The organism is Streptomyces sp. NPDC092370 (assembly GCF_044755265.1).
Lineage (GTDB): Bacteria > Actinomycetota > Actinomycetes > Streptomycetales > Streptomycetaceae > Streptomyces.
Genome location: NZ_JBIVQO010000004.1, coordinates 211,442 through 223,189, shown reverse-complemented (window position 1 = coordinate 223,189; position 11,748 = coordinate 211,442). Strand labels below are relative to the sequence as shown.

The following is an 11,748-nucleotide window of genomic DNA, read 5'->3' as shown; positions in this document are numbered from 1 at the left end:
GAACTTCTGCCCGCTCGGCCCGAACGCGCCGGGAAGACCACCATCGTCAAGATCTTTTCCTCCCTGGTCTCCCCGGGCCCCGCAAGCGCGAGATCCCCGTCGGCGGCCATGCCCTCACCCCGACCCGCAGGCCGCCGCGACCTAGCGCGAGGTCACCCGCACGACGACATGCTCGGCCTGCAGATCCCCAGCGACGGCAGCCAGGGCGCGCTGCGCCCCCTCCTCGACCGGCTCGGCACCGCCGGCATCGAAGCGGGCGGACTGACCGTCCACGCCCCCGACCTCGACGACGTGTTCTTCGCCCTGACCGGCAGCACCGACCAGCCGGGCAAGCCCCACCGGCCCAAGGCGACCACCCGATGAACTCCCTCGCCCTCGCCGTGCGACTCGGCCACACCATGCCGCGCCGCGACTCCAGCACGCCCGGCGCTGCACCTCTCCCGCTGAACCTGCTGCTCACACCGATCAACGGTTGCTGCTCTTCGTCCCGCTCGACGCGCTGGTCCTCGGCGATCGGCTGGAACCAGCCCGGCATCCCGCCGTGACCACGCGGGCCCCGCCGGCGCCCCACCCCGGGGCGGCGTACACCGGCATCCCGCCGGAGTGCGTGGCCGGTCCGCAGACACGGGCGAGGCACGGTGCATGGGTCAACAGGGCCGCGCGACAAGGCCGAAAACACGCCCCCGCGCCCACTCGCGAACCCTTGACAGCGGTGCCGCGCGCGTCAAATCTGGGCGCAGAGCCGCTCGCCCCAAGGGGAGGCGATGATGCCTGCAGCGCGGGAATCTCTACTGGACGCGGCGTACACGGCGCTGGCGCGCCGGTCGTGGTCCGCCGTACGGATGGTCGACGTGGCCGCGGCGGCCGGAGTGTCCCGGCAGACGCTCTACAACGAGTTCGGCAGTAAGGACGGCCTCGCCCGGGCGCTCGTGCGGCGAGAGGCCGACGGATATCTCGCCGGGGTGGAACGCGCTCTCGCCGGGTACAGCGATCCCCGCGAGTGTCTCACCGCCACCGCCGAGTGGACCACCTCCGCGGCCCGGGACAACCTCCTCGTGCGCGCCCTGCTCACCGGCTGCTGGAGTGAGCGGCTGCCCGCTCCCGCCCTGCTGTCCGTGGCATCCGCCTCCGCCGTACCGGCCCAGCGCCGCGCCGACGGGCCGCTGCCCTCACCCGGCGACTTCGTCGCCCTGGTGCGCGACCGGGCGGTCACCGTCCTGGCCGGACCCGGCACGCCCAAGTCCGACACCGCCGACCTGGCCCGCACCTGTGAACTCGCCGTGCGGCTCGCCCTGTCCTGCGTGGCTGCACCACCGGGCGAGGGCGGTGTGGCCGAACTGGTCCGCGGCGCCCTTCAGCGGCAGCCGGGCTGACAGGGGGTCAGTGCGCCGACCCCGACAACTGGAGCCCGATCACGCCGATGATGACGAGAGTGATCGACACGAGCTTCAGCGTAGACACCAGGTCACCCAGGAAGACCATGCCGTAGATCGCCGTCCCCGCCGCCCCGATGCCGGTCCACACCGCGTACGCGGGGCCCACGTCGAGTTTTCTCAGCGCGAGCGTCAGCAGCCCGAAGCTGCCGAGCGCGAAGACGCAGAACGCGATCGTGGGCCACAGACGGGTGAAGCCGTGCGAGAGCTTCAGACACACCGCGAAGCCGGTCTCGAGCAACCCGGCCACGATGACCAGCAGCCACGCCATGAGTCGTCCTCCCGTATCCCACGTTCAGTGACCGCTTCGTCAGTTTCACCGCGGGCACACCGATCTGACGCTCGTCCGGCTCGGCCGGGCCCGCATCCGGCTTGGGTGCGATTATGCACTTACCGTCCGCGCGCCAGGACAAACAACGCGGAGGTCAGTCGCCTTCCGTCCGCTCCCGCGTGGCCAGCAGTCGCCGCAGCGAGTACAGGCGCGCCGGATCCGCGTGCCCGGCGGCCACCCACGCGTCCAGCGCGCAGTCCTGCTCGTCGTGGCTGCACGCGCGCGGGCAGCCCTCGGTGCCCGGCTCCAGATCGGGGAAGGCGTGGATCACCTGGGACGGATCCACGTGGTGCAGTCCGAAGGACCGCAGGCCCGGGGTGTCGATCACCCAGCCGTCACCGCCCGACAGCGGCAGCGCCAGGGCCGAGGTGGTGGTGTGCCGGCCCCGGCCCGTCACCGCGTTCACGTGTCCCGTCGTACGGCGTCGTTCCTCCGGGACGAGTGCGTTGACCAGGGTCGTCTTGCCGACACCGGAGTGACCGACGCACGCCGTGATCTTCCCGTCGAGCTGTTCGCGCACACGGGCGACGGCGCTGCCGTTCTGCAGTTCCTCGCGGCTGGTGACGACATGCGGGATGTCGAGGTGGCCGTACAGCTCCAGGAGCTTGTCGGGCGGGGCGAGGTCCGACTTGGTCAGGACCAGCAGGGGGGCCAGGCCGCCGGCGTAGGCCGCGACCAGGCAGCGGTCGATCAGCCGGGGGCGGGGCTCCGGGTCGGCCAGGGCGGTGACGATCGCCAGCTGGTCGGCGTTGGCGACGATCACGCGCTCGTACGGGTCGTCGTCGTCCGCGGTGCGGCGCAGGACCGAGGTCCGCTCCTCGATGCGCACGATCCGCGCGAGCGTGTCCTTCTTGCCCGACATGTCACCCACGAGAGCCACCCGGTCGCCGACCACGGCCGCCTTGCGGCCCAGCTCACGGGCCTTCATCGCCATGACCACGCGGTCCTCGACGAGGCAGGTCAGGCGGCCCCGGTCGACGGTGAGGACGAGGCCCTCGGCGGCGTCCTCGTGCTTGGGGCGGAGGTTCGTCCGGGGCCGGGTGTTGCGGCGGCCGGGACGGGTGCGGATGTCGTCCTCGTCGGTGTGCTTGCCATAGCGGCGCATGACGTGATCCCCGCGTCCTACGCCCCGAGCATCCCGGTCCACAGGTCGGGGAAGTCCGGCAAGGTCTTGGCCGTCGTCGCCACGTTCTCGATCTGCACACCCTCGACCGCGAGGCCGATGATCGCGCCGGCCGTGGCCATGCGGTGGTCGTCGTAGGTGTGGAAGATCCCGCCGTGCAGCCGGCGAGGGCGGATGTGCAGACCGTCGGCGGTCTCCGTGACGTCGCCGCCGAGTTCGTTGATCTCCTTCGTCAGCGCGGCCAGCCGGTCCGTCTCGTGCAGCCGCAGGTGTGCCACGCCGCGCAGGGTCGACGGGGAGTCCGCGAGGGCCGCCACCGCGGCGATACCCGGCGTCAGCTCGCCGACCTCGCTCAGGTCGACGTCGATGCCGTGCACCGAGCCGGAGCCGGTGAACGTCAGACCGTACTCCGTCAGTTCGCAGGAGCCGCCCATCTCGGTGAAGATCTCGCGCAGCCGGTCACCGGGCTGCGTGGTGCGGGAGGGCCAGTCCGGGACGACGACCTTGCCGCCGGTCACCAGCGCCGCCGCCAGGAACGGCTGGGCGTTCGAAAGGTCCGGCTCGATGACCAGGTCCCGGCCGAGCAGGGCACCCGGCGAGACCCGCCAGACGTTCGGTTCGCCGCCCGACTCGGGCGTGTCCACCTGGGCGCCGACCGCGCGCAGCATGTCGACGGTCATGCGGATGTGCGGCATGGACGGCAGCGTGGCGCCGGTGTGGCGGACCTCGACGCCCTGGTTGAAGCGCGGGCCGGACAGCAGCAGGGCGCTCACGAACTGCGAGGAGGAGGAGGCGTCGACGGCGACCGTGCCGCCGTCCAGGGCGCCGCTGCCGTGCACGGTCATCGGCAACGCGCCGCGACCGTCGTCGTCGATGCGGGCGCCGAGCTGACGCAGCGCGTCGATGACGCCGTTCAGCGGTCGCTCGTAGGAACGAGGATCGCCGTCGAACCGGACGGAGCCGTCGGCCAGCGCGGCGACCGGCGGCAGGAACCGCATCACCGTGCCGGCGTTGCCGACGTCGATCCGGGCCGGGCCGCGCAGGTCCGTGGGGAGCACCCGCCAGGCCTCGCCGGTGCCGTCGGGGCCCACGCCTTCCTCGATCTCGATGCCCATCGCGCGCAGCGCCCCGGCCATCAGCAGGGTGTCGCGGGAGCGCAGGGGCCGGCGCAGCCAGCCGGGCTCGGAGGCAAGCGAGGCGAGGACCAGGGCGCGGTTGGTGACGGACTTGGACCCGGGCACGTGGACCGTCGCGTCGACGGCTCCGCTCGCGTGCGGGGCGGGCCAGAGGGCGGTGTCTGCGGTGTTCGGGGCCATGCCTTTACTTTATAAGCAGGCCGTGGTCCGGGTGCGGCGCCGTCGGGGCCGGTGGCGCCGCGAGCGCGCAGCCGCTCAAGAGGGAGGCCCCGCACCCCTCGGGCCGGCTGTCACAGACCCAGGAGCCAGCGGCCGCCACCGAGCAGCGAGCACAGCGACACCGCGTGGAACAGGAAGAACCACAGCGCCGCCGGTACGTGCGTCAACCGCGACAACTGGTCCGCGTCCGAGTCGCCGGCCCCGCCCCGGGCCCGCTTCGCCTGGAGTTCGAAGGCCGGGCGGACCCCGCCGAGCAGCAGGAACCACACCACCGCGTAAGCGAACGCCGCCTGCACCTGCGGACCGGCCAGCCAGGACACCACCACGAACAGACCACCGGTGACGAGCATGGTCAGGGCGCCGTAGGCGTTGCGGATCATCACCAGCATGGCGAGCAGCAGGGCCGTCGCCAGCCACAGCAGGAGCGTGATGCGGCCGGAGCCGAGCAGGGCGGCGCCGCCGAGGCCCAGCAGGGGCGGGGCGGTGTAGCCGGCGGCGGCGGTGAGGATCATGCCGATGCCGTGCGGCTTGCCGCGGCTGACGGTCAGGCCGCTGGTGTCCGAGTGCAGTCGTATGCCGGTGAGGGTGCGGCCGGTGAGCAGGGCCACGAGCCCGTGGCCGCCTTCGTGGGCGATGGTGATGGCGTTGCGGGAGATGCGCCACAGGCCGTGCGGGATCACCACGGCGAGCGCGGCGCCCAGGGTCGCGATCACCACCCACAGATCGGGGTCGGGCTGCGTGCCGGACACCTCGTCCCAGAGGGAGGGGAGCGAGGCGATTGCGGTGCTGTCCATGTGTGGCGTTGGCTCCCTGTGGTCGTACGGAATCTGGCAGTGTGGCACGTATGTGCGGACGGTATGCAGCGAGTCGTAGGCCAGAGGATCTCGCAGGAATCTTTGAGGTCGAGAAGTGGGAGCCCGAGGAGACCCTCGAGCCGGACTACAACGTGGCGCCCACCAAAGAGGTCTACGCCGTCCTCGACCGCCCCCTGAAAGACGCGGACGACCCGCGGCCGGTTCGGCAGCTGCGCACGCTGAAGTGGGGACTCGTCCCCTCCTGGTCGAAGACCCCCGAGGGGGGCGCCCGGATGATCAACGCCCGAGCGGAGACCGTCCACGAGAAGCCGTCCTACCGCCGGGCCTTCACCTCCCGGCGCTGCGTCCTGCCCGCCGACGGCTACTACGAGTGGGTCACCGGCAGCCAGGAGCGCGAGCTGGAGGTCGAGGGCAAGAAGAAGCGGCCCCGCAAGCAGCCGTACTTCGTGACGCCGGCGGACGGGTCGGTCTTCGCCATGGCCGGGCTGTACGAGTTCTGGCGGGACAAGACGCTGCCGGACGACCACCCGCGGTCCTGGTGGGTGACGTGCTCGGTCATCACCACGGAGGCCGAGCAGAGCCCGCTCGCGGTGTCCCCGGCCGAGGGCCCGCGGGCACTGGCCGACATCCACCCGCGGATGCCGCTGATGCTGACACCCGACCGCTGGGACGCCTGGCTGGACCCGTCCCGCACGGACGCCGACGAGCTGCGCGAACTGCTCGCCCCGCCGCCCGCCGGGCTGATGCGCGCCTACCCGGTCACCACGGCCGTCAGCAACGTCCGCAACAACGGGCCGGAGCTGCTGAAGGAGCTGGAAGGACCGGAAGAGGGCACACTCTTCTGACGTGACGAACGTGACGAAGGCGACCGGTGAGACGACCGGGACCGTCGAGACCGAGGCCGGAACCGCCCGCATCACCTGGCACCGGGCCAGAAAGGCCCGGCTCGTCCTCGCGGTCAGCCACGGCGCGGGCGGCGGCATCGAGGCCCGTGACCTGAAAGCCCTGGCCGAGGTCCTCCCCGCGCACGGTGTGACCGTGGCCCGGGTGGAGCAGCCCTGGCGGGTGGCCGGGAAGAAGCTGGCGCCCGCCCCCAAGACCCTGGACGCCGGCTGGCGCGGCATCTGGCCCGCGCTGGCCGCTCCCGGGCTGCCGGTCGTCGCCGGCGGGCGCAGCGCCGGGGCCCGGGTCGCCTGCCGTACCGCCACCGAGCTGGGGGCCCACGCCGTGCTCGCGCTCAGCTTCCCGCTCCATCCGCCGGGCAAGCCGGAGAAGTCCCGCGCCGACGAGTTGCTGGGCTCCGGGGTGCCGACCCTGGTCGTGCAGGGCGGCAACGACCCGTTCGGCAAGCCGGAGGAGTTCCCCGAGGGTGGGTACGAACTCGTGGAGATCCCGTACGGAGATCACGGCTTCGCCGTGCCGAAGCGTGCGGAGATCTCGCAGGACGCGGCCGTGGCCCTCATCACGGACGCGGTGGTGCGGTGGGCCGGGTCACTCGGGTAAAGCTTCGGGAATGCCGGGGCGGCGGTCACTGTTGTGCGGGGCGTACGTGCTGGAGACCAGCACCGACGTCGTAGGAGAGGAAGTCCGCCGCATGGGTTCGACCATCTGCCCGACCCGCAGCAGCCGCGCCGACCTGGACTGGACGGTGCTGCACGCGGCCAAGACCGCCCCTGTTCGGGCGGCGGGCGGACCGGATCGTCGTCTATCCTCCGATTCGGGTGAGACCGGTATCGGTCTCACGAGAACACTCGAGGAGGTGGGTCCGGTCACTGGGACCGACGCAGGGACCGAAAACGGCCAGGCGGAGCAGCCCGAGGGCCAGGGCGGCACGGGCGCGGAGACGGCCGCGGAGCGCAGTGCGCGCTTCGAGCGGGACGCGCTCGAGTTCCTCGACCAGATGTACTCGGCCGCGCTGCGCATGACGCGCAACCCGGCCGACGCCGAGGACCTGGTGCAGGAGACGTACGCCAAGGCTTACGCGTCCTTCCACCAGTTCCGCGAGGGCACCAACCTCAAGGCGTGGCTGTACCGGATCCTCACCAACACCTTCATCAACTCGTACCGCAAGAAGCAGCGTGAACCTCAGCGCTCCGCGGCCGAGGAGATCGAGGACTGGCAGCTCGCCCGTGCCGAGTCGCACATGTCGACGGGCTTGCGTTCCGCGGAGTCGCAGGCGCTCGACCACCTGCCCGACTCGGACGTGAAGCAGGCGCTCCAGGCCATACCCGAGGAGTTCCGCATCGCCGTGTACCTCGCGGACGTCGAGGGGTTTGCCTACAAGGAGATCGCCGACATCATGGGGACACCCATCGGTACGGTGATGTCCCGGCTGCACCGGGGCCGCCGTCAGCTGCGCGGCATGCTGGAGGACTACGCCCGTGAGCGCGGGATGGTTCCGGCCGGTGCCGGAGAGTCGAACGAAGCGAAAGGCTCGGGGTCATGAGCTGCGGAGAGCCGCACGAGACGGATTGCAGCGAAATCCTCGATCATCTCTACGAGTTCCTCGACCGTGAGATGCCGGACTCGGACTGCGTGAAGTTCGAGCACCACTTCGAGGAGTGCTCGCCCTGCCTCGAGAAGTACGGGCTCGAGCAGGCCGTGAAGAAGCTCGTCAAGCGCTGCTGCGGGCATGACGACGTGCCGGGCGACCTGCGGGACAAGGTCATGGGGCGGATCGAGCTGATCCGCTCCGGCCAGGCCGTCCCCGACCAGGACGTGACGGTCTCGCCCACCGCGCCCCAGGAGTCCTGACACTCCTGCGCTTTTCAACTACCCACCCTCCGCGTGGGTAGTCCCTTCGAACGCGTCACTCGAACGTGCTAACCGCGGGCTGTCCGCCCGCGGACCCCCCTGCCGCCGCCCTAGGCTCCGGGCCTGACGGACATGGCCGGGGAGGGGATCATGGAAGCGGTACCGGCACGGGCCCGTGTCTACATCGCCTGTGTCGCCGTGGCCGCGCTGCTCTGCCTGCTGCCGCCGCCGGGCGTCCGCACGCCTTGGGGGGCGGTCGCGCTGCTCGCCGCGCTGTACGCCGGCTGCGAGCGCGTCGCCCGGTCGAGGTTCGTCGGGCTCTCCCATCCGGCCGGGACGTTCTACCCCGTGCTGCTCGCCGGTGCCTTCCTGCTGCCGGCACCCGCCGCCGCGCTGGTGGCCGTCCCCGGGGCGCTGCTCTCGCAGGTCGAGCAGCGGCCCGTGGTGCTGCGGCGCACATGGCGGGCCGCCCAGCTCGTCCTGGGAGTGTGGGCCGCGGCCACGACGCACCGGCTGCTCGGCGGGCGCGACGCGGTCGTCGCGGGCGACGTCCCCTACGCCCTCGGGCCCGCCGGGGCGGCCGTGCTGATGTTCTGCCTGGTGCTGGCGTTGCTGGACGGCGGCATCCTGGCCGTGGCGGAGCGGGTTCCGGTGCGGCGGGCCTGGCGAGGACTGGTGGCGCGCTCCCTCGCGCCGATCGCCGTACACGGCCTCGCCGGGCTGATGATGGCCGTCCTGTGGCGCAGCCCGTACGGTCCCGTCGCCGCGCTGCTCGTGCTGCTGCCCATGTGCGTCTCGTGGTGGTCGTTCGCGCAGTACCACCGGGAACGTGCCGCCCACCAGGCGACCATCCGGGCGCTGGTCCAGGCCGTCGACATCAAGGACGGGTACACCCGCGGGCACAGCGAGCGTGTCGGCCAGGCCTCCCTGATGATCGCGCGTGAGCTGGGCATGGACGACGAACGCGTCGAGGTGCTCCGCTTCGCCGGGATCCTGCACGACGTGGGGAAACTGGGCGTGCCCACCCGGCTGCTCAGGAAGGACGGGCCGCTGACGCCCGAGGAGCGGCGGGTGATCGAACTGCACCCCGAGTACGGGCACGAGATGGTGCGCGGCATCGGCTTCCTCGGCGAGGCCCGCGCCGCCGTGCTGCACCACCACGAGCGACTGGACGGCAGCGGCTACCCCTACGGTCTGGTGGGTTGTCAGATTCCCGAGTCCGCACGGGTCGTGGCGGTGGCGGACGCCTTCGACGCCATGACCTCCACCCGGAGCTACAGCAGGGCCCGGCCCGTCTCCGTGGCCTTGGCGGAGCTGGAGCGGTGCGCGGGCAGCCAGTTCGACCCGGTGATGGTCACGGCCCTCGTCGAGGCCGTCGGGCGCCAGGGATGGCACCCTGCCGTGACCGCCGACGACGAGGAGACCCGCCCGGCCCGGGTGCCCCCGCCCGGCGCGCCCCTGTCCAGCCGCCCGGGGGCACACCGGTGAGCGCGGACCGGCCGCCACCGCTCCTCACCCTCGTCCACGCCTGCGCCGCCCTCCTCGCCGCCGCCTCCCTCGCCGCCACCCTCCACCAGGGGCTGGAGGAACGCCGGGTCGCCCTCGCCTTCGGCGTCCTCGTCACCGTCGGCGAGCTCACCCGCCGCAACGGCGCGCAGGTGCGCGAGCCGGCACCGCTCGGCGCCGCCGCGGCCCTGTCCTACGCGCTGCTCGGGGAAGCCGGTGGGCGGGCCACGCACCACGGCCCGGCCCAGGTCGTCGCCGTCGTGCTGGCCGCCTCACTGCTCGGCAGCGTGCCGCACATCGCTCGCGGGCAGGGGCCCACGCTCGACCACCTGGCGCGCCGTGTGCTCACCACCGGCTTCGTCTCCGTGTGCTTCCAGCCCCCCTACAACCGGGGCATGTTCGATGACTGGGGCGGCCCCGCCTATGCGCTGCTGCTGCTCGCCCTGCTGTCCCTGACCGCGCTGTGCGACGCGGTGCTCGCCGCCGCCCTGGCCCACACCCGCACCGGCTGGCCCTTCGGACCGGTGCTGCGGGACGAGTTGCGGGGCGTCTGCGGCATCGGGTCCGCGGTCATCGCCACGGGGGCGGTGATGGCGCTGGCGGTCGCCGTCGTGGGGCTGTGGGCGCTGCCCGTCTTCTCCGTGCCGCTGCTGCTCGCCCAGATGTCGTTCCGGCGTTACGCCGCGGTCCGGGCGACCTACCGGCAAACCATCGCCTCCCTCGCCCGGGCCACCGAGGTCGCCGGGTACACCCCGGCCGGGCATGCCCGGCGCGTCGCCGCGCTCAGCCAGGCCGTGGGGCGGGACCTGGGGATGACCGAACCCGAGCTGGACGTGCTGGAGTACGCCGCCCTCATGCACGACATCGGCCAGCTGAGCCTCGTCGACCCGGTGCCGGCGGGCGCCACCGCCGCGCTGCCCGCCGCCGAGCAGCGGCGGATCGCGCTGCTCGGGGGGGCCGTCGTACGGCAGACGGGCGTCGACGAAGGGGTGGCCGTGGTCGTGGAGCGGCAGGCCGACCCCTACACCGAGCAGCCGCTCGCCGCGCGAATCGTCCGGGCCGTGAACGCGTACGAGGAGAAGTCCCGGGAAGGAGGGCCCGGCGGGCCGCTGACGGCGCTGGAGGAACTCCGGCTCGCCACCTCCGGGACGTACGCCCCGGAGGTGGTGGAATCACTGGCCCGGGTACTGGCAAGGAGCAGTCTGACCCTGCCCGTGACTGGGTAACCCATGGGTAATGAGCGCCCTCGAGGCCGTACGTGGTTGGATGCGAAGGAGAAGGTGTCCGGGGGCTCGAAACACAGCTACGGCCAGCCCACCGCACGGAACTGGCAGGCGGGAATCGTGAGGATCTTCGGCAAGGGACGGCACCGGCCCTCCGCCTCCTGGCGGCAGGCCACAGACCGGGCGTTCACCCTCATCGGCGACGGCCGGTACGAGGACGCAGGCGCGCTGCTGACACGTGCCGCCGATCTGGAGCCCTGGCTTTCCGAGTCCTGGTTCAACCTCGCGCTGCTGCACAAGTTCCGGCACGACTGGGAGCAGGCGCGGGCGGCCGGACTGCGGGCCGTGGCGCTGCTCGACCGGGACGCCGGCGCGCCCGACTGGTGGAACGTGGGCATCGCCGCGACCGCGCTCCAGGACTGGCCGCTGGCCCGGCGCGCCTGGCAGGCCTACGGGCTGCGGGTGCCGGGGGCGGCCAACGACTCCGGTGAGCCCGTCGGCATGGACCTCGGCAGCGCGGCCGTAAGGCTGTCCCCGGAAGGGGAGGCCGAGGTCGTGTGGGGACGGCGGCTGGATCCCGCCCGGATCGAGGTGCTGTCCATTCCGCTGCCCTCGTCCGGACGCCGCTGGGGCGAGGTCGTCCTGCACGACGGTGTGCCGCACGGGGAGCGGACCACGGCCGCCGGGCACACGTATCCGGTGTTCGACGAGATCGAGCTGTGGGCGCCGTCGCCCGTGCCGACGTGGGTGGTGCTGCTGGAGGCCGCGACGGAGGCGGACCGGGACGCGCTGGAGCAGCTCGCCGGGGACGCCGGGTTCGCCGCGGAGGACTGGTCTTCTTCGGTGCGGCTGCTGTGCCGGATGTGCTCGGAGTCCCGCATGCCGTCCGACGAGGGCGACGGGGAGCATCTCGATCCGCACGATCACAGTGAGCCCGGGCACCCCGGGCCGCTGGGGCACCGCACGGACGGGCAGCTGTGGGTGCCGGAGCGGGAGTGCGGGTTGGCTGCGCCGGCTTCGCTGGTTCGAGGGCTGCTGGACGGGTGGGTGGCCGACAGTCCTGATTCTCGGGATTGGCGGGATTTGGAAGAAGTGTGCTGAGGCCGTCGTGTCGCTGCGGCGGCGTGGGGCTTGTCGCGTAGTTCTCCGCGCTCCGGAAGGGGCGCCTGCCCCGTACCCTGTATCAGCATCTCAGCCCGGTTAGGTTC

General features: G+C 72.3%; 13 protein-coding genes and 1 pseudogene. 10 read left to right on the top strand and 4 right to left on the bottom strand.

The window, feature by feature from the left end; genetic code table 11:
* Window positions 1–162 precede the first annotated feature (162 nt).
* The 3 genes and pseudogenes from ACIQHQ_RS15075 to ACIQHQ_RS15065 form a co-directional block, all read left to right on the top strand.
* Window positions 163–363, top strand: a pseudogene (locus tag ACIQHQ_RS15075) (ABC transporter); the annotation flags it as partial.
* Entirely contained in the window at window positions 360–545 is a 186-nt protein-coding gene (locus ACIQHQ_RS15070; protein WP_402612348.1) for a hypothetical protein, read from the top strand. The pseudogene ACIQHQ_RS15075 and the gene ACIQHQ_RS15070, both read left to right, overlap by 4 nt.
* A gap of 219 nt (window positions 546–764) precedes the next feature.
* Complete coding sequence (locus tag ACIQHQ_RS15065) at window positions 765–1,373, top strand: TetR/AcrR family transcriptional regulator (protein WP_402612347.1); 609 nt, start codon at window positions 765–767, stop codon at window positions 1,371–1,373.
* Between the two features lie 7 nt (window positions 1,374–1,380).
* Here ACIQHQ_RS15065 and ACIQHQ_RS15060 read toward each other — a convergent pair whose 3' ends face one another.
* From ACIQHQ_RS15060 to ACIQHQ_RS15045, 4 genes are all read right to left on the bottom strand, one after another.
* Window positions 1,381–1,704: a DMT family transporter gene (locus tag ACIQHQ_RS15060; RefSeq protein ID WP_402612346.1), complete on the bottom strand. Its 324-nt coding sequence runs from the start codon at window positions 1,702–1,704 to the stop codon at window positions 1,381–1,383.
* A 154-nt stretch (window positions 1,705–1,858) separates the two neighbouring features.
* Entirely contained in the window at window positions 1,859–2,869 is a 1,011-nt protein-coding gene (rsgA, locus tag ACIQHQ_RS15055; protein ID WP_402612345.1) for a ribosome small subunit-dependent GTPase A, read from the bottom strand.
* Between the two features lie 17 nt (window positions 2,870–2,886).
* Complete coding sequence (gene aroA, locus ACIQHQ_RS15050) at window positions 2,887–4,203, bottom strand: 3-phosphoshikimate 1-carboxyvinyltransferase (RefSeq protein ID WP_402612344.1); 1,317 nt, start codon at window positions 4,201–4,203, stop codon at window positions 2,887–2,889.
* Between the two features lie 110 nt (window positions 4,204–4,313).
* Window positions 4,314–5,036: a M50 family metallopeptidase gene (locus tag ACIQHQ_RS15045; protein ID WP_402612343.1), complete on the bottom strand. Its 723-nt coding sequence runs from the start codon at window positions 5,034–5,036 to the stop codon at window positions 4,314–4,316.
* A 50-nt stretch (window positions 5,037–5,086) separates the two neighbouring features.
* Here ACIQHQ_RS15045 and ACIQHQ_RS15040 point away from each other — a divergent pair, with 50 nt between their 5' ends.
* The 7 genes from ACIQHQ_RS15040 (at window position 5,087) to ACIQHQ_RS15010 (ending at window position 11,641) form a co-directional block, all read left to right on the top strand.
* On the top strand, window positions 5,087–5,902 hold the full coding sequence (locus ACIQHQ_RS15040; RefSeq protein WP_402612342.1) for an SOS response-associated peptidase: 816 nt from the start codon (window positions 5,087–5,089) through the stop codon (window positions 5,900–5,902).
* 10 nt (window positions 5,903–5,912) lie between these two features.
* Window positions 5,913–6,560, top strand: coding sequence for an alpha/beta family hydrolase (locus ACIQHQ_RS15035; protein WP_402612684.1), 648 nt, complete (start codon window positions 5,913–5,915; stop codon window positions 6,558–6,560).
* Between the two features lie 256 nt (window positions 6,561–6,816).
* Window positions 6,817–7,503 (top strand): RNA polymerase sigma factor SigR, encoded by a 687-nt coding sequence (sigR, locus tag ACIQHQ_RS15030; RefSeq protein ID WP_030232305.1) that lies wholly within the window; start codon window positions 6,817–6,819, stop codon window positions 7,501–7,503.
* Window positions 7,500–7,811, top strand: a complete 312-nt coding sequence (gene rsrA / locus ACIQHQ_RS15025) for a mycothiol system anti-sigma-R factor (RefSeq protein WP_402612341.1) — start codon at window positions 7,500–7,502, stop codon at window positions 7,809–7,811. The genes sigR and rsrA overlap by 4 nt, the downstream gene beginning before the upstream one ends.
* 150 nt (window positions 7,812–7,961) lie before the next feature.
* Window positions 7,962–9,299, top strand: a complete 1,338-nt coding sequence (locus ACIQHQ_RS15020; protein ID WP_402612340.1) for an HD-GYP domain-containing protein — start codon at window positions 7,962–7,964, stop codon at window positions 9,297–9,299.
* Window positions 9,296–10,543 (top strand): HD-GYP domain-containing protein, encoded by a 1,248-nt coding sequence (locus tag ACIQHQ_RS15015; RefSeq protein ID WP_402612339.1) that lies wholly within the window; start codon window positions 9,296–9,298, stop codon window positions 10,541–10,543. The genes ACIQHQ_RS15020 and ACIQHQ_RS15015 overlap by 4 nt, the downstream gene beginning before the upstream one ends.
* Before the next feature lie 117 nt (window positions 10,544–10,660).
* Window positions 10,661–11,641 (top strand): tetratricopeptide repeat protein, encoded by a 981-nt coding sequence (locus ACIQHQ_RS15010; RefSeq protein ID WP_402612681.1) that lies wholly within the window; start codon window positions 10,661–10,663, stop codon window positions 11,639–11,641.
* Window positions 11,642–11,748 lie beyond the last annotated feature (107 nt).

What these genes read in the sequence shown, in the direction of transcription:
- rsrA (WP_402612341.1), top strand. Translation starts at nt 7,500, where the DNA reads ATGAGCTGCGGAGAGCCGCACGAGACGGATTGCAGCGAAATCCTCGAT.
- ACIQHQ_RS15070 (WP_402612348.1), top strand. Translation starts at nt 360, where the DNA reads ATGAACTCCCTCGCCCTCGCCGTGCGACTCGGCCACACCATGCCGCGC.
- ACIQHQ_RS15040 (WP_402612342.1), top strand. Translation starts at nt 5,087, where the DNA reads ATGTGCGGACGGTATGCAGCGAGTCGTAGGCCAGAGGATCTCGCAGGA.
- ACIQHQ_RS15065 (WP_402612347.1), top strand. Translation starts at nt 765, where the DNA reads ATGATGCCTGCAGCGCGGGAATCTCTACTGGACGCGGCGTACACGGCG.
- rsgA (WP_402612345.1), bottom strand. Translation starts at nt 2,869, where the DNA reads ATGCGCCGCTATGGCAAGCACACCGACGAGGACGACATCCGCACCCGT.
- ACIQHQ_RS15020 (WP_402612340.1), top strand. Translation starts at nt 7,962, where the DNA reads ATGGAAGCGGTACCGGCACGGGCCCGTGTCTACATCGCCTGTGTCGCC.
- ACIQHQ_RS15060 (WP_402612346.1), bottom strand. Translation starts at nt 1,704, where the DNA reads ATGGCGTGGCTGCTGGTCATCGTGGCCGGGTTGCTCGAGACCGGCTTC.
- ACIQHQ_RS15045 (WP_402612343.1), bottom strand. Translation starts at nt 5,036, where the DNA reads ATGGACAGCACCGCAATCGCCTCGCTCCCCTCCCTCTGGGACGAGGTG.
- aroA (WP_402612344.1), bottom strand. Translation starts at nt 4,203, where the DNA reads ATGGCCCCGAACACCGCAGACACCGCCCTCTGGCCCGCCCCGCACGCG.